This is a genomic window from Sphingomonas sp. CV7422 (assembly GCF_027945725.1).
Classification (GTDB): Bacteria; Pseudomonadota; Alphaproteobacteria; order Sphingomonadales; family Sphingomonadaceae; genus Sphingomonas; species Sphingomonas kyungheensis.
Genome location: NZ_CP115900.1, coordinates 817,044 through 831,260 on the forward strand (window position 1 = coordinate 817,044; position 14,217 = coordinate 831,260).

Sequence of the window (14,217 nt, forward strand, 5' to 3'; positions counted from 1 at the left end):
GGCGATGAACAAGCTCTATCCCGATGCGGCCGCGGCGCTCGACGGGCTGCTGCATGACGGCATGACGATCTGCGCGGGCGGCTTCGGCCTGTGCGGCATTCCGGAGCGGCTGATCGACGCGATCCAGGCGGCAGGTACCAAAGACCTTACCATCGCCAGCAACAATGCCGGCATCGACGGCGAGGGGCTCGGCAAGCTGCTGCGGACGCGGCAGGTGAAGAAGATGATCTCGAGCTACGTCGGCGAGAACAAGGAGTTCGAGCGGCAGTATCTCAGCGGCGAGCTGGCGGTGGAATTCTGTCCCCAGGGCACGCTCGCCGAACGCTGCCGCGCCGGCGGCGCGGGCATTCCCGGTTTCTACACCAAGACCGGCGTCGGTACGCTGATCGCCGAGGGCAAGGAAGTGAAGAGCTTCGACGGCGAGGAGTATATCCTCGAACGCGGCATCCGCGCCGACCTCAGCATCATCAAGGGCTGGAAGGCGGACGAGAGCGGCAATCTGATCTTCCGCAAGACCGCGCGCAACTTCAACCAGCCGATGGCCACCGCGGGGCGCATCTGCGTCGCCGAGGTCGAGGAAGTGGTGCCGGTCGGCAGCCTCGACCCCGATGCGATCCATCTGCCCGGCATCTACGTCAAGCGGATGATCGTCGGCGCGCCCTATGACAAGAAGATCGAGTTCCGCACCGTGCGCGAGCGGGCGGCGGCATGATGCGGCGCGCGGCCCTGCTGCTGGCGACCGCGCTGCTCGCCGGCTGTGGCGGCACGCGGCAGCGCGTCGCGACGCTGCCCGCGCCGGGCCAGACCTATACCGCCGACGGCAGATTGGTGCGGATCACCGGCCTCACCACATTACCGCCGCCGACCGGTGCGGCAGGTGCAGGTGCAGGGGCAGCGGGTGCGACGGCCGCCGATGCGCAGCCGGTGCCGCCGCAATATCAATATCTCTACGGCTCGGCGGAGGCGGCGGCGCTCAGCCGGCAGGCGTTCCGCGCGCTCGTGGCCTATGCGACCTATCGCCGCGCCGCCGGGGACAGCGTCGTGCTCGCCCCCGGCGCGACGCTCGCCGCGCCGCGCTGGCAGGCGTGCGACGGCAAGCCGCGCGCCGCGGTGTTCGATGCCGACGAGACGGTGCTGCTCAATCTCGGCGTCGAGGCGCTGGCGGCGCGCCACCCCTCCGCACCCTTCGATCCGGCGCAATGGGCGCGATGGGAGCGGACCGGCGCCAAAGCGGTCGCGCCGGTGCCGGGCGCCGTCGAGGCCTTCGCCGCGCTGCGGGCGGCGGGCATCGCGGTGATCATCAACAGCAATCGCGGCGCCGCCACCGCCGCCGGCACGGTCGCCGCGCTCAAGGCGGCGGGGCTGGGGGACTTCACGCCAGGCGGCGACCTGCTGCTGCGCGACGGGCCGAGTGGCAAGGACGCGCGGCGCAACGCGATCGCGGCGCGCTATTGCGTGGTGGCGATGGCGGGCGACCAGCTCGGCGACTTCAGCGACCTGTTCGCCGGTCCCTCCGCCGCCGCCCGCCGCGCGCTCGCCGAGGGCGAGGGGATTGCGGCGATGTGGGGCAACGGCTGGTTCGTGCTGCCCAATCCGGTCTATGGCAGCGGCCTGTCGGGCGGGTTCGCCGACGTCTTCCCCGCCGACAAACGCTGGAGCGACACGCCATGAAGCCGGCCAAGCCGCGCGCCATCCCGCTGTCGGCGATCCCCGATCTCGGCGCCCGATCGGTCGAGGTCGCGCGCATCTGGGTAACCGACCGCGCGGGGTCGACGGTGGTGATCGATGCGGGCGTGCTCGCCGATGCGGAGATGTTCGGCGTCCTGATGGCCGACACCATCCGCCACGCCGCCAAGGCCCATGCGCAGGCGCTCGGCATCGATGCGGGCGAGGCCGAAGCCCTGATCTGGCGCGGCGTCGATAGCGCGCGTCCCGAACTCGATCCCGACGCGCTCGCGCGGATCGCCAACCATCCCGGAGGATTGCACTGATGACCACGCAGACGACGGGCTGGGACCGTAACCAGATGGCGGCGCGCGCCGCACAGGAATTGCGCGACGGCTATTACGTCAACCTCGGCATCGGCATCCCGACGCTGGTCGCCAACCATATCCCGCCCGGCGTCGAGGTGACGCTGCAATCGGAAAACGGCATGTTGGGTATCGGCCCGTTTCCCTTTGACGACCAAGTCGACCCCGATCTGATCAACGCCGGCAAGCAGACGATCAGCGAATTGCCGCACAGCGCCTATTTCGGCAGCGAGCAGAGCTTCGCGATGATCCGCGGCGGCCACATCGACCTGACGGTATTGGGCGCGATGGAGGTGAGCGAGGGCGGCGACATCGCCAACTGGATGATCCCCGGCAAGATGATCAAGGGCATGGGCGGCGCGATGGACCTCGTCGCCGGGGTCAAGCAGATCATCGTCGTCATGGATCACACCGCCAAGGACGGCAGCGCCAAGTTCATCCCCGCCTGCACGCTGCCGCTGACCGGCCGCAACGTCGTCGACATGATCGTCACCGATCTCGCCGTATTCCGCCGCCCCGATCACCAGTCCCGCTTCCGGCTGGTCGAGCTGGCGCCGGGCGTCACCGCGGACGAGGTCGCGGCGAAGACGACGGCGGCGTTCGATCACGCATGAGCCGGCGCGGTCCGCTTCGCGGCTATAAGTAAGCGATCGATCATCGGAAAGTCGCGGCCATGAGTTACGTCCTGATCACCGCCAATCGCAATTATTCGAGCTGGTCGCTGCGGCCGTGGGCGTTGATGACCGCGCTCGGCATTCCGTTCGTCGATCGGATCGAGCCGTTCACGCAGGCGGAAAACCATGCGGCGTTCCGCGCCTTCTCGCCGACCGGGCAGGTGCCGGTGCTGATCGACGGCGATCGGACGATCTGGGATTCGCTCGGTATCGTCCTCTATCTCGCCGACCGGCATGCCGGCGTCTGGCCGGCGGACGCGGCGGCGCGGGCGTGGGCGCAATGCGCGGTGGCGGAGATGCACGGCGGCTTCGGCGCGCTGCGCAGCGAGCGGACGATGAACGTCGGCGTCCGCGCGACTCCGGCTACGGGGTCGGCGGAGCTGGCGCGGGACGTCGCGCGGATCGCCGAACTGTGGGCGGAGGGGCTGGCGCGCTTCGGCGGTCCATGGCTTGCCGGCGAGACGTTCAGCGCGGTGGATGCCTTTTACGCTCCGGTCGCCTTCCGCGTCCGCACCTATGGGATCGAGGTCGGCGACGCTGGGCGGCGCTGGGTCGACACGATCCTCGCCCATCCGGCGCTGCGCGCCTGGGAAGCGGCGGCGCTCGCCGAGACATGGCGCGAGGCGGAGCATGAGGCAGACCTGCATCGCTGTGGCATGGTCACGGCGGACTATCGTCGCTAGGCAATAATCTGTCGCACCGGGTTCCGCTCGCGCATCATTTGAGTTAACGGCCGCGCATCATGACCTCCATTCCGCACACCTTGTATGAAAAGATCTGGGCCGCGCACGTCGTCGAACGGCGTGAGGATGGCACCTGCCTCATCTATATCGACCGGCACCTCGTCCATGAGGTGACGAGCCCGCAGGCCTTCGAGGGGCTGCGCGTCGCCGGGCGGCGGGTGCGCCGGCCCGAACTCACCCTCGCGGTGCCGGATCACAATCTGCCGACGACGCCGCGGGTGGATGCGGTCGGGCGGATGCTGCCGATCGCCGATCCGGAGAGCGCGCAACAGCTCGACGCGCTTCGCCGCAACACCGCCGAATTCGGTATCGACTATATCGACGCGACGGCGGCGGAGCAGGGCATCGTCCATGTCGTCGGGCCGGAACTGGGCTTCACGCTGCCCGGCACGACGTTGGTGTGCGGCGACAGCCATACCTCGACGCACGGCGCGCTCGGCGCGCTCGCCTTCGGCATCGGCACCAGCGAGGTCGAGCATGTGCTGGCGACGCAGACGCTGCTGCTCAGCCCGTCGAAGACGATGGAGGTGCGCGTCGACGGCACCTTGGGCTTCGGGGTCAGCCCCAAGGACGTGATCCTCGCGATCATGGGGCGGATCGGCGCGGCGGGCGGCACCGGCCATGTCATCGAATATACCGGCGAGGTGATCCGCGCCATGTCGATCGAGGGGCGGATGACCGTCGCCAACATGTCGATCGAGGGCGGCGCGCGCGCCGGTCTGGTCGCCCCCGACGATGTCACCTTCGCCTATCTGAAGGGGCGGCCGATGGCGCCGCAGGGCGATGCATGGGAGCAGGCGGTCGCCTGGTGGCGCAGCCTCGCCACCGATGCCGGCGCGACCTACGACAAGCGCGTCGTGCTCGACGCGACCGATATCGCACCGGCGCTGACCTGGGGAACGAGCCCCGAGGATGTCGTGCCGATCACCGGCGTCGTCCCCGCGCCCGACAGCTTCGCCGATCCCGCCAAGCGCGCCGCGGCGCAGCGCAGCCTCGACTATATGGGCCTGACGCCGGGCACGGCGATGCAGGACGTCGCCGTGCAGCATGTCTTCATCGGCAGCTGCACCAACAGCCGGATCGAGGATCTGCGCGCCGCCGCCGCGGTCGCCGATGGTCGCCGCGTCGCCGATGGCGTGCGCGCGATGGTCGTACCGGGATCGGGACTGGTCAAGCGCCAGGCGGAGGCAGAGGGGCTGGACCAAATCTTCACCCGCGCCGGCTTCGAATGGCGCGAGCCGGGCTGTTCGATGTGTCTGGCGATGAACCCGGACAAGGTCCCTGCGGGAGAGCGGTGCGCCTCCACGTCGAACCGGAATTTCGTGGGTCGACAGGGACCTGGCGCGCGCACACATCTGCTGTCGCCGGCGATGGCGGCGGCGGCGGCGGTCACCGGCCATTTGGCCGACGTGCGGGATCTGATGGGAGCGACGCGATGAAGAAGGTGCTGGTATTGCTGGTGGCAGGCGCGATGCTGAGCGGCGTCGCCGCCTATGTCGCGGGCGCGCGGGCGCTCGCGCATCCGGCCAAGATCGAGCGCTGACGGACGCACCGATGCAACCCGTCACCCGCGTCAGCGGCACCGCCTATCCCTGGGGTGCCAAGAATATCGACACCGACATCATCATCCCGGCGCATTGGCTCAAGACGATCTCGCGTGCCGGCCTCGCGCGCGGTGCGTTCGAGACGGTGCGCGCACAGCCGGGCAACGTCTTCGACGATCCGCGCTACGCGGGTGCGCCGATCCTGATCGCCGGCGACAATTTCGGCTGCGGGTCGAGCCGTGAGCATGCCGCCTGGGCGCTCGCCGATATGGGCGTGCGTGCGGTGATTGCGCCGAGCTTCTCCGACATCTTCTCCGGCAATGCGTTCAAGAACGGCATCGTCCCCGTGGTGCTGCCGCAGGAGGCGGTCGATCGGCTGGTCGAGGTGGCGAAGGACCAGCCGGTCACCGTCGACCTCGAGACGATGACGGTGACGACCCCCTATCAGGACCGGTTCGCCTTCACGCTCGATGCCTTCCGCCGGCAATGCCTGATGGAGGGGCTGGACGAGATCGGCCTGACGATGGCAAGAGATACCGCGATTTCGAAATTCGAAGGCGCGGTGGATCGATACCGCCCCTGGATCGGGAGCAGGAGCGGTTATGCGGGCATTGCTATCGACGGCGCCGGGCGGACCTGACACTCTAGAACTCACCGAATTGGCGGACGTGCAGCCGGCACGCGGGCAGGTCCGCGTCGCCGTCAAGGCCTGTGCGATCAATTACCCCGACGTGCTGATCATCGAGGATCGCTACCAGTTCAAGCCGCCGCGCCCATTCGCACCGGGCGGCGAGATCGCCGGGGTGATCGATGCGCTCGGCGAGGGTGTCGACGGCTGGCAGATCGGCGACCGGGTGATGGGGGTGATCGGCCATGGCGGGCTGGCGACGCAGATCGTCACCGATCCGCAGCGCCTGTATCGGTTGCCGGCCGAGCGCGACTTTGCCGAGGGGGCGGCGTTGCTGCTGACCTATGCGACGACGATCCATGCGCTGCTCGACCGCGGGCGCCTGGGCGCGGGCCAGGCGTTGCTCGTGCTCGGCGCGGCGGGCGGGGTCGGGCTGGCGGCGATCGAACTCGGCAAGGCGTTCGGCGCGCGCGTCGTCGCGGCGGTGTCGTCCGAGGAGAAGGCCGCGGCCGCAAGCGCGGCGGGGGCGGACGAGACGATCGTCTATGGCCGCGCGCCGTTCGACAAGGATGCGTCCAAGGCGCTCGCCGAGCGGTTCAAGGCGGCGGGCGGGCGCGGCGGGTTCGACGTGATCTACGATCCGGTCGGCGGCGACTATGCGGAGCCGGCCTTGCGCGCGATCGGCTGGGAAGGGCGCTATCTGGTCGTCGGTTTTCCGGCCGGCATCCCCAGGCTGCCGCTCAACCTGACGTTGCTCAAGAGCTGCGATGTCTGCGGCGTCTTCTGGGGGGCGTTCGCCGCGCGTGCTCCGCAGGCCAATGCCGCGCATGTCGCGACCCTGTTCGACCTGTGGCGCGACGGTCGCATCGCACCCAAGGTCACCGCGCGCTACCCGCTCGACCGTGGCGGTGACGCGATCGCGGCCATGGCGGCACGGACCGCGATCGGCAAATTGGTGGTGACGCTCGACTGAGCGGTCAGCGTATCGCGAAGAACAGCGCGAGCAGCATCGCCCACAGCAGGACCGAGATGACCGAGCCGACGACGATGCCGGTGAGCGGTGCGGCGCGGCTGGAACGGCGCGGGGTGGTGCGGACGGGGCCGCCGACGGGGACGGGCCGGTTGATCATGATCCTTCTCCTGCGGCGCGAATGGATTGCCGCGCCATATATAGTTATCGCTCCATTAACCTATTGGTTCCGGACCGGGCAATGCGGCGCTCCGTTGCGCCTGCCGGGGCCCCACCCTATGTGCGCAGACGAGCAACAAGGGGTAAGCCGACGATGTCCATGTTCGACGACCGCGAACGCAGCCACGAGGCGGCCTTCGCACGGGAGGAGGAGATGGCGTTCCGCATCACCGCGCGTCGCAACCGTCTGCTCGGCCAATGGGCCGCGGCGCAGATGGGGCTGACCCCCGAGGAGACCGACGCTTATGCCAAGTCGGTCGTCCAGGCCGATTTCGAGGAAGCCGGTGACGAGGATGTCGTGCGCAAGCTGTTCGGCGACCTTACCGCCGCCGGTGTCGACATCGACGATGCCAGCGTCCGCCGCGCGCTCGCCGAGAAGATGATCGAGGCGCGTCGCCAGCTGTTCCAGTCGGAGCAGGGCTGATGCCGATGGCCGCCGATGACATCGCCGCGCTGATCCGCGCCGCCATCCCCGACGCGATCGTCGAGATCACCGATCTCGCCGGCGACGGCGATCATTATGCCGCCCGCGTCGTCTCGCCGAGCTTCGCCGGCAAGCCGCTGCGCCAGCAGCACCAGGCCGTCTATGCGGCGCTCGGCACGCGGATGGGCGGCGAACTCCACGCCTTGCAACTCAAGACCGCTGCCGCCTGAGGAATGACCATGACTGACGATATCAACGCCCGCATCGACACCGTCGTGAAGAGCCACCCGGTGGTGCTGTTCATGAAGGGCAGCCCGCTGTTCCCGCAGTGCGGCTTCTCCAGCCGTGCGGTGGCGATCCTCGACCATCTCGACGTGCAATATGAGAGCGTCGACGTGTTGCAGGACCAGGGCATCCGTCAGGGCATCAAGGCCTATTCGGACTGGCCGACGATTCCGCAGCTCTACGTCGGCGGCGAATTCGTCGGCGGATCGGACATCATGATGGAGATGTATGAGAGCGGCGAACTCGCCACTCTGCTGAAGCGCGACGCGGCCTGACCGGACCGGCATGGCGGGCGCGGTGACGCCCCGTCATGCCGTCGTGATGACCGGCATGAACCCCGGGCGCGTTCGGCAGTACGTTCCGCTGACCCCGGTGCTCCGCACAAAGATAACGTTGTAAAGCCCTGCCAGCCCGCCTGCATGGACGGGGTCTGTGCGGCGCTCTCCGCCTGCCCGACACACCCCGTCACCCCGGACTTGTACGGGGTCCACCGCGCCGCGATATCGACGGCTCACGCTCCTGCGGCTCCGTGAATGCCGGACCACGCCCGGCATGACGACGGCAGGGGACGGTCGCGATCGTCAGGGAAGGCCGGGTGCGGGTGGGGTCGCGAGACGCGGAACAGCGATGACCCCACCCTGCTGAAGCGTCGTGACGCTCGGCTGTCCGACCCTACGCACGTGCCGTGCCAGTATTGGAAACCCGCGGAAATCTGCGGTGCAACCCCCTTCGCGCCACACGCAACCGCGTATCACCTGTAAGCCGATCCGACACCCGATCATCCTGCTTGACTACGCGCGTAATCGATACGATTACATACGTAGTCCAGACAGGAGCGCGACGTGGCCGAACGAATCAGCGATGCCGAACATGCGGTGATGGAGGTGCTGTGGGATGAGGCGCCGCTCACCGCGCAGGACGTAGCCGAGCGCGTCGATCCGGCGCGCGGCTGGAGCGCCAATACGGTCAAGACGCTGCTCGGACGATTGCTCGCCAAGGCGGCGATCACGCATGAGGAAGACGGCCGCCGCTATCTCTACCGGCCGCTGGTCGCGCGCGGCGACTATGTTTCGGGCGAATCGAAACGCCTGATCGACCGGCTGTTCGGCGGCAAGTTGACGCCGCTGGTCGCGCATCTTGCCGAGCGGGACGAATTGAGCGCGCAGGACATCGCCGAGATCGAGGCGCTGCTCAAGGCGATCAAGCCATGACCGGCTGGCTGATCGAGGCGCTGGTCGCCTCCACGCTGCTGATGCTGCTCGTCCTGCTGGTGCGCGCACCGGTGCGCCAGGCGTTCGGCGCGCAGCTCGGCTATGCGCTTTGGGCTTTGCCCGTGTTGCGGTTGCTGCTGCCGCCGCTGCCCGCGGCCTGGCGGCAGGTGGCGGTGACGCCGATCAGCCGGGCCGGCGAGACGATCACCATCTTCGTCGGCGACGCGCCGGCGCAGGCTGTCGCGGCGGCACCATCGGCGTCCCTTGCACCGATGATCGGCGCGGCGATCGCGCTGCTCTGGGCGGCGGGGGCGATCGGATTCCTCGTCTGGCACCTCACCAGCCACGCCCGCCACTGCCGCCGGCTGCTGCGCAGCGCAGCGAGCATCGAGGAGGTGCGCGGCGTGCGCGTCATCGCCAGCAAGGCCGCCGCCGGCCCGCTCGCCTTCGGTGTGATGCGCCGCTACGTCGCCTTTCCGCTCGATTTCGCCGACCGCTATGACGCCGACGAGCGCGAACTGGCGCTCGAACATGAGATCGGCCACCACCAGCGCGGCGACCTCGTCGCCAATTGGATCGCGCTCGCGGTGCTGGCGCTGCACTGGTTCAATCCGGTGGCGTGGCGCGCCTTCCGCGCCTTTCGCGCCGATCAGGAACTCGCCAATGACGCGCGGGTGCTCGCCGGCCGCTCGACGATCGACCGGCATGCCTATGCCTGTGCGATCGTCAAGGCGGCGCATGGCGGTGCCGTCTCCGCCGCCTGCCATCTCCATACCATCGATGATCTGAAAGGGAGGATCCGCATGCTGTCCACGTCCCGTCTGTCGCCGCGTCGGCTCGCTGCCGGGGGCGCCCTGGTGTCATCGCTCGCCCTCGTCGGGCTCGGCCTCACCGCTTCGGGCACCAGCGCGGCGAGCGCGCTGAGCGGCCGGGTGGGCGATGCGATGGGAGTCGATCTGCAAACCCCGGCCGCTCCTGCAGCACCGGCCGCTCCGCCAGCCCCGGCGGCCCCGGCGGCAGCCATCGCGCCCGCCGCCCCGGCCGCGCCGCATCGCGTCATCGTCAAGACGGTTCACGACGAGAATCGCGTCGTGACGATCAATCGCACCGCCGCCCCCGTGGTCGACGCGGGCGCCATCCAGCCTCGCGTCGATCGCGCGATGACGGGAGTCCCGGCCGTCACCGAGCGCCGCTGCGTCGATGGCGCCGATGGCGGGCCGCAGCGCTTTGTCATCACCACCGGCAGGGGCGATCGCCGCGCGATGGTCATCTGCAGCAATCGCATCCAGACGGCGGCGCTGGCCGGTGCCGAAGCCGGCCTCAACGCCGAGAAGATCCGGCTCGACGCGATGGCCAGCGCGCTGGCGAGCGTCCAGGCGACGCGCGCCCGCGTCTCCGACAATGACGCCATCCCGGCGGCGGAGCGGCAGGAGGCGCTTGCCGACATCGACGCGGCGCTCGCCGAACTGCGCGCGGAGATGGCGTCGGGCGGCAAGGACTGAGCGGCGCAGGCGGGTGCTGCCGAGGGCCTTGCGTCCGAAACAGCATCCGCGACGCCCGGCGCGGGGGAGACGCGCCGCGCCGCTCGCGCCGCACGACGAGCGCTTTCGTCGCGCCATGCCCTCCCGGCCGCGCCCCAGCGGCAGTCCGCCCTTGCGCTCGGCTCCGTTGCAGGCCACATCCGGATCGATGGCTGAGCATCCGACCGGTATCCCGATCCAGCTCGAGCCGCTCGTCGTCCGCGTGCTCGCGCCCAATCCGTCGCCGTACACCTTCGGGGGCACGCAGACCTACATCGTCGGGCATGACGATCTGGCGGTGATCGATCCCGGCCCCGACGATCCGGCGCATATCGACACGCTGCTGCGTATCATCGCCGGCCGGCCGGTGCGCGCGATCGTCATCACCCATCATCATCGCGACCACAGCCCCGCCAGCCGCCCGCTCGCCGCCGCGACCGGGGCGCCGATCGTCGGCGCGGTGCCGCAGCACGTCACCGGCGACCATCCCGGGCTCGATGCGGCGTTCGACGCCGACTATGCGCCCGACCGCGTGCTCGCCGATGGCGAGGCCGTGCAGGGCGATGGGTGGACGCTCCGGGCGCTGGCGACGCCGGGCCATACCTCCAACCATCTCGCCTTCGTGCTGCCGGAGACGGGGGCGCTTTTTTCGGGCGATCACGTCATGGGCTGGGCGACGAGCGTGGTCTCGCCGCCCGACGGCGACATGGGCCAGTATATGGCGAGCCTCGAGCGGTTGCTCGGTCGCGACGAGCGCATCTATTATCCCGGCCACGGCGAGGCGGTCGAACAGCCGCAGCGGCTGGTGCGCGGCATGCTCGGCCATCGCAAGCAGCGCGAAGGGCAGATCCTGCGGCTGCTCGCCGCCGGGCCGCTGCCGCTCGCCGACATGACGGCGCGGATGTACGTCGGGCTCGATCCGCGATTAATCCCCGCGGCGCAACGATCGGTGCTCGCACATCTCTATGATTTGAGAGGACGGGGCTTGGCAGACGAGGAGGGCGAGCAATGGCGGATCACGGGGTGAACGAGCCGGCGACGCCCGAACCGCCGCGCGGCTCGACCGGGTCGTTCCTCGGCAAGGCGGCGGGCGTGATCGTGCTGCTCGGCCTCGCCGTGCTGATCGGCCTGTGGGGCGTGCAGCGCTACGTCGAGCGCAAGCTGTCGCCCGATCCGACCACCGTCGCCAGCGCCAGCCTGCAAGGCCTGCGCGAACAGAACCGCCTGTCCGCCTTTGCCGCGCGATTCGTCGCGGTCAGCACCTCGCGCCAGTCGCAGCTCGGCCTGTCGACCGAGAAGACGCTGATCATGCCGGGGCTGGTGCGCTACGAGGTCGATCTCGGCAAGCTGACGCAGCGCGACGTCGCCTGGGATGCGGCGACGCGGACGCTGTCGGTGCGGCTGCCGCCGATCGAACTCGACGGGCCGCAGGTCGATCTCACCGCGATCCGCGAATATGGCAGCGGCGGCATCCTGTCGCGGCTGACCGATGCCGATACCGCGCTCGATGCCGCCAACCGCCGCGCCGGGCAGGCGGAGCTGGTCCGCCAGGCGCGCGACGCGACGCCGATGAAGCTCGCGCGCGATGCGACGCGCCGCGCGGTCGAGAACAGCTTCGTCATGCCGCTGCGCGCCGCCGGGATCGACGCCACCGTCAAGGTCAGCTTCGTCGACGATCCCACCGCATCGACCGAACGCTGGGACGAAAGCCGCTCGCTGGCGGAAGTGCTTGGCAACGCCCGTTGAGGGCGGGCGCGCAATCGCCTAACGGAGACGCTATGGACCTTCGCACCAGCTTCGCCGGGCTCGACCTGCGCGCCGAGATCGAGCGCCTCCGCAAGGAGCGCAACGCCGTGATCCTGGCGCATTATTATCAAAAGCCCGAGTTGCAGGACCTCGCCGATTTCGTCGGCGACAGCCTCGACCTCAGCCGCAAGGCGCAGGCGACCGACGCCGACGTCATCGCCTTCTGCGGCGTCCGCTTCATGGCGGAGACCGCCAAGATCCTCAGCCCCGACAAGATCGTCGTGCTGCCCGACATGGACGCCGGCTGTTCGCTCGAGGACAGCTGCCCGCCCGACCAGTTCGCCGCCTTCCGCGCCGCGCATCCCGATCATATCGCGTTGACCTACATCAACTGCTCGACCGAGGTGAAGGCGCTGAGCGACGTCATCGTCACCTCGTCCTCGGCGGAGGCGATCCTGGCGCAGCTGCCGCGCGACCAGAAGATCATCTTCGGGCCGGATCGCAACCTCGGCGGCTATCTCCAGCGCAAGACCGGGCGCGAGCTGCTGCTGTGGCCGGGCGTGTGCATCGTCCACGAGGCGTTCAGCGAGACCGAATTGCTCAAGCTCAAGGCCCAGCATCCCGGCGCGCCGGTCGCCGCGCATCCGGAATGTCCGGCGGTGATCCTCGACCATGCCGATTACGTCGGCTCGACGCGCGGCATCCTCGAATTCGCGCAGGCGATGCCGGGCGAGACGCTGATCGTCGCGACCGAGCCGCACATCATCCACCAGATGGAAAAGGCGATGCCGGCCAAGCGCTTCATCGGCGCGCCGGGGGCGGACGGCAACTGCAACTGCAATATCTGCCCGTATATGGCGCTCAACACGATGGAGAAGCTCTACGTCGCATTGCGCGACCTCACCCCCCGGATCGAGATCGAGGAAGGTCTGCGGCTGAAGGCGAAGACCAGCCTCGACGCGATGCTGGCGATGGCATCCGCGACGGTCGGGCAGGGCGATCTCGGCCCCGCGCCTGCCGCACCGCTGCCGGTCACCGGCGACTGAGCTAGTGCGTCGGCGCGGCGACGGGGGCGATCAGATTGCGGGCTTCGTTGATATGGATGCCGACCAGGATCAGATCGAGCTCGTCCGCCTTCTGCAATGCGGCGGCCAGCAGGTGCTGCAACTCGTCCAGTGCCTCGCGATCGGTCATCGCCTGTTCCCCATGATCTGGCCGCGAATCCAGGACGATACGTCCACCGTGGCATTTGACAGGATCGTATACGCATGACCGGCTTTACTCTAGATGGTTTCGACCCGGATCGCTTCGTCACCGCGACGCTGGCCGAGGATCTCGGCACCGCCGGCGATATCACCGCGGCGGCGGTGATCCCGGCGGAGGCGCGCTTCACCGGCGTGATGGATACGCGCGACGAGATCGTCGTCGCCGGTCTCGGCCTTGCCGAGGCGTTCTTCCGTGCGCTCGACCCCGAGGCGCGGATCACGCCGCTGGTCGAGGACGGCGCGTGGATGTCGGCACATAGCGAGCTGATGCGGATCGAGGGTCGGGCGCGCGCACTGCTGACCGCGGAGCGGTCCGCGCTCAACACCATCCAGCATCTGTCGGGGATCGCGACGCTGACCCGTGCCTATGTCGATGCGATTGCGGGGACGGGCGCGGTGCTGCTCGACACGCGCAAGACCATTCCCGGCCTGCGCCGGCTGGAGAAATATGCGACGCGCTGCGGCGGTGCCCAGAACCACCGGCTCGGCCTGTGGGATGCGGCGATGATCAAGGACAATCACGTCGCGGTCGCGGGCGGCATCACGCCGGCGGTCGAGCGCGCGGTGGCGGCGGGGATCGACCGGATCATCGTCGAGGTCGACCGGATCGACCAGATCGAACCGGCGATCGACGCGGGCGCGACCCATCTGTTGCTCGACAACATGCCGCCGGCGATGCTGCGCGAGGCGGTGGCGCGGGTCGCCGGACGCGTGCCGACCGAAGCCTCGGGCGGCGTGCGGCTCGACACGGTGCGCGCGATCGCCGAGACGGGGGTGACCTATGTCTCGGTCGGGCGGCTCACCCAGTCGGCGCCGGCCGCGGATATCGGGCTCGACTTCACCGCGGTGTGAGGGGTGGTCGAGGGCATTCCAGTCGATCGACCGCGGCGTTTTCCTGTTGAGGCGCCCGCGACGAAGTTGATACTTTGCCAAGATATGCCAATTGCTCTGGATGACC

General features: G+C 69.1%; 19 protein-coding genes. 17 read left to right on the forward strand and 2 right to left on the reverse strand.

Features of this window, described 5'->3' with window-relative positions; all coding sequences use genetic code 11:
* The first annotated feature begins 4 nt into the window (after positions 1-4).
* The 8 genes from PBN85_RS03935 (at position 5) to PBN85_RS03970 (ending at position 6,592) form a co-directional block, all read left to right on the forward strand.
* On the forward strand, positions 5-712 hold the full coding sequence (locus PBN85_RS03935) for a CoA transferase subunit A (RefSeq protein ID WP_271300214.1): 708 nt from the start codon (positions 5-7) through the stop codon (positions 710-712).
* Positions 709-1,671, forward strand: a complete 963-nt coding sequence (locus PBN85_RS03940) for an HAD family acid phosphatase (RefSeq protein ID WP_271300215.1) — start codon at positions 709-711, stop codon at positions 1,669-1,671. Before PBN85_RS03935 ends, PBN85_RS03940 begins: the two co-directional genes overlap by 4 nt.
* Entirely contained in the window at positions 1,668-1,991 is a 324-nt protein-coding gene (locus PBN85_RS03945; RefSeq protein ID WP_271300216.1) for a DUF5076 domain-containing protein, read from the forward strand. Before PBN85_RS03940 ends, PBN85_RS03945 begins: the two co-directional genes overlap by 4 nt.
* Positions 1,991-2,644 (forward strand): CoA transferase subunit B, encoded by a 654-nt coding sequence (locus PBN85_RS03950; RefSeq protein WP_037534650.1) that lies wholly within the window; start codon positions 1,991-1,993, stop codon positions 2,642-2,644. The genes PBN85_RS03945 and PBN85_RS03950 overlap by 1 nt, the downstream gene beginning before the upstream one ends.
* Before the next feature lie 59 nt (positions 2,645-2,703).
* Positions 2,704-3,387: a glutathione S-transferase family protein gene (locus PBN85_RS03955; RefSeq protein ID WP_271300217.1), complete on the forward strand. Its 684-nt coding sequence runs from the start codon at positions 2,704-2,706 to the stop codon at positions 3,385-3,387.
* 59 nt (positions 3,388-3,446) lie between these two features.
* Positions 3,447-4,886, forward strand: coding sequence for a 3-isopropylmalate dehydratase large subunit (gene leuC / locus PBN85_RS03960; RefSeq protein WP_271300218.1), 1,440 nt, complete (start codon positions 3,447-3,449; stop codon positions 4,884-4,886).
* A 115-nt stretch (positions 4,887-5,001) separates the two neighbouring features.
* Positions 5,002-5,631: a 3-isopropylmalate dehydratase small subunit gene (gene leuD, locus PBN85_RS03965; protein WP_037534644.1), complete on the forward strand. Its 630-nt coding sequence runs from the start codon at positions 5,002-5,004 to the stop codon at positions 5,629-5,631.
* Positions 5,594-6,592 (forward strand): NADPH:quinone oxidoreductase family protein, encoded by a 999-nt coding sequence (locus PBN85_RS03970; RefSeq protein WP_271300219.1) that lies wholly within the window; start codon positions 5,594-5,596, stop codon positions 6,590-6,592. Before leuD ends, PBN85_RS03970 begins: the two co-directional genes overlap by 38 nt.
* A gap of 4 nt (positions 6,593-6,596) precedes the next feature.
* Here the strand turns inward: PBN85_RS03970 and PBN85_RS03975 are convergent, their stop codons facing one another.
* On the reverse strand, positions 6,597-6,749 hold the full coding sequence (locus PBN85_RS03975; protein WP_200870412.1) for a hypothetical protein: 153 nt from the start codon (positions 6,747-6,749) through the stop codon (positions 6,597-6,599).
* 153 nt (positions 6,750-6,902) lie between these two features.
* On the opposite strand from PBN85_RS03975, the gene PBN85_RS03980 reads away from it, so the two are divergent.
* From PBN85_RS03980 to nadA, 8 genes are all read left to right on the forward strand, one after another.
* The gene (locus PBN85_RS03980) at positions 6,903-7,232 is read left to right on the forward strand and encodes a DUF1476 domain-containing protein (protein WP_037534642.1); all 330 of its coding nucleotides are present in this window, start codon (positions 6,903-6,905) and stop codon (positions 7,230-7,232) included.
* Positions 7,232-7,462: a BolA family protein gene (locus PBN85_RS03985; RefSeq protein WP_037534640.1), complete on the forward strand. Its 231-nt coding sequence runs from the start codon at positions 7,232-7,234 to the stop codon at positions 7,460-7,462. The genes PBN85_RS03980 and PBN85_RS03985 overlap by 1 nt, the downstream gene beginning before the upstream one ends.
* Before the next feature lie 9 nt (positions 7,463-7,471).
* Positions 7,472-7,792, forward strand: a complete 321-nt coding sequence (gene grxD / locus PBN85_RS03990) for a Grx4 family monothiol glutaredoxin (protein ID WP_271300220.1) — start codon at positions 7,472-7,474, stop codon at positions 7,790-7,792.
* 567 nt (positions 7,793-8,359) lie between these two features.
* On the forward strand, positions 8,360-8,728 hold the full coding sequence (locus tag PBN85_RS03995) for a BlaI/MecI/CopY family transcriptional regulator (RefSeq protein ID WP_037534638.1): 369 nt from the start codon (positions 8,360-8,362) through the stop codon (positions 8,726-8,728).
* Positions 8,725-10,230 carry a M56 family metallopeptidase gene (locus PBN85_RS04000; protein ID WP_037534636.1) on the forward strand — a complete coding sequence of 502 codons (1,506 nt, stop codon included), beginning with the start codon at positions 8,725-8,727 and terminating at the stop codon, positions 10,228-10,230. Before PBN85_RS03995 ends, PBN85_RS04000 begins: the two co-directional genes overlap by 4 nt.
* A 187-nt stretch (positions 10,231-10,417) precedes the next feature.
* Positions 10,418-11,275 (forward strand): MBL fold metallo-hydrolase, encoded by an 858-nt coding sequence (locus PBN85_RS04005; RefSeq protein WP_037534634.1) that lies wholly within the window; start codon positions 10,418-10,420, stop codon positions 11,273-11,275.
* Positions 11,257-11,994 (forward strand): DUF4230 domain-containing protein, encoded by a 738-nt coding sequence (locus PBN85_RS04010; protein WP_037534632.1) that lies wholly within the window; start codon positions 11,257-11,259, stop codon positions 11,992-11,994. Before PBN85_RS04005 ends, PBN85_RS04010 begins: the two co-directional genes overlap by 19 nt.
* Before the next feature lie 32 nt (positions 11,995-12,026).
* A complete protein-coding gene (gene nadA, locus PBN85_RS04015) occupies positions 12,027-13,040 on the forward strand; it encodes a quinolinate synthase NadA (RefSeq protein ID WP_271300221.1) in 1,014 nt (337 codons plus the stop codon).
* Between the two features lies 1 nt (position 13,041).
* Here nadA and PBN85_RS04020 read toward each other — a convergent pair whose 3' ends face one another.
* Positions 13,042-13,188, reverse strand: a complete 147-nt coding sequence (locus PBN85_RS04020) for a hypothetical protein (protein WP_200870411.1) — start codon at positions 13,186-13,188, stop codon at positions 13,042-13,044.
* A 74-nt stretch (positions 13,189-13,262) separates the two neighbouring features.
* Between PBN85_RS04020 and nadC the strand changes: the two genes are divergently transcribed.
* The gene (gene nadC, locus PBN85_RS04025; protein WP_271300222.1) at positions 13,263-14,111 is read left to right on the forward strand and encodes a carboxylating nicotinate-nucleotide diphosphorylase; all 849 of its coding nucleotides are present in this window, start codon (positions 13,263-13,265) and stop codon (positions 14,109-14,111) included.
* Positions 14,112-14,217: the final 106 nt, after the last annotated feature.

Coding starts and splice junctions, on each gene's coding strand:
- PBN85_RS03935 (WP_271300214.1), top strand. CDS start 5: ATGAACAAGCTCTATCCCGATGCGGCCGCGGCGCTCGACGGGCTGCTG.
- PBN85_RS03940 (WP_271300215.1), top strand. CDS start 709: ATGATGCGGCGCGCGGCCCTGCTGCTGGCGACCGCGCTGCTCGCCGGC.
- PBN85_RS03945 (WP_271300216.1), top strand. CDS start 1,668: ATGAAGCCGGCCAAGCCGCGCGCCATCCCGCTGTCGGCGATCCCCGAT.
- PBN85_RS03950 (WP_037534650.1), top strand. CDS start 1,991: ATGACCACGCAGACGACGGGCTGGGACCGTAACCAGATGGCGGCGCGC.
- PBN85_RS03955 (WP_271300217.1), top strand. CDS start 2,704: ATGAGTTACGTCCTGATCACCGCCAATCGCAATTATTCGAGCTGGTCG.
- leuC (WP_271300218.1), top strand. CDS start 3,447: ATGACCTCCATTCCGCACACCTTGTATGAAAAGATCTGGGCCGCGCAC.
- leuD (WP_037534644.1), top strand. CDS start 5,002: ATGCAACCCGTCACCCGCGTCAGCGGCACCGCCTATCCCTGGGGTGCC.
- PBN85_RS03970 (WP_271300219.1), top strand. CDS start 5,594: ATGCGGGCATTGCTATCGACGGCGCCGGGCGGACCTGACACTCTAGAA.
- PBN85_RS03975 (WP_200870412.1), bottom strand. CDS start 6,749: ATGATCAACCGGCCCGTCCCCGTCGGCGGCCCCGTCCGCACCACCCCG.
- PBN85_RS03980 (WP_037534642.1), top strand. CDS start 6,903: ATGTCCATGTTCGACGACCGCGAACGCAGCCACGAGGCGGCCTTCGCA.
- PBN85_RS03985 (WP_037534640.1), top strand. CDS start 7,232: ATGCCGATGGCCGCCGATGACATCGCCGCGCTGATCCGCGCCGCCATC.
- grxD (WP_271300220.1), top strand. CDS start 7,472: ATGACTGACGATATCAACGCCCGCATCGACACCGTCGTGAAGAGCCAC.
- PBN85_RS04000 (WP_037534636.1), top strand. CDS start 8,725: ATGACCGGCTGGCTGATCGAGGCGCTGGTCGCCTCCACGCTGCTGATG.
- PBN85_RS04005 (WP_037534634.1), top strand. CDS start 10,418: ATGGCTGAGCATCCGACCGGTATCCCGATCCAGCTCGAGCCGCTCGTC.
- PBN85_RS04010 (WP_037534632.1), top strand. CDS start 11,257: ATGGCGGATCACGGGGTGAACGAGCCGGCGACGCCCGAACCGCCGCGC.
- nadA (WP_271300221.1), top strand. CDS start 12,027: ATGGACCTTCGCACCAGCTTCGCCGGGCTCGACCTGCGCGCCGAGATC.
- PBN85_RS04020 (WP_200870411.1), bottom strand. CDS start 13,188: ATGACCGATCGCGAGGCACTGGACGAGTTGCAGCACCTGCTGGCCGCC.
- nadC (WP_271300222.1), top strand. CDS start 13,263: ATGACCGGCTTTACTCTAGATGGTTTCGACCCGGATCGCTTCGTCACC.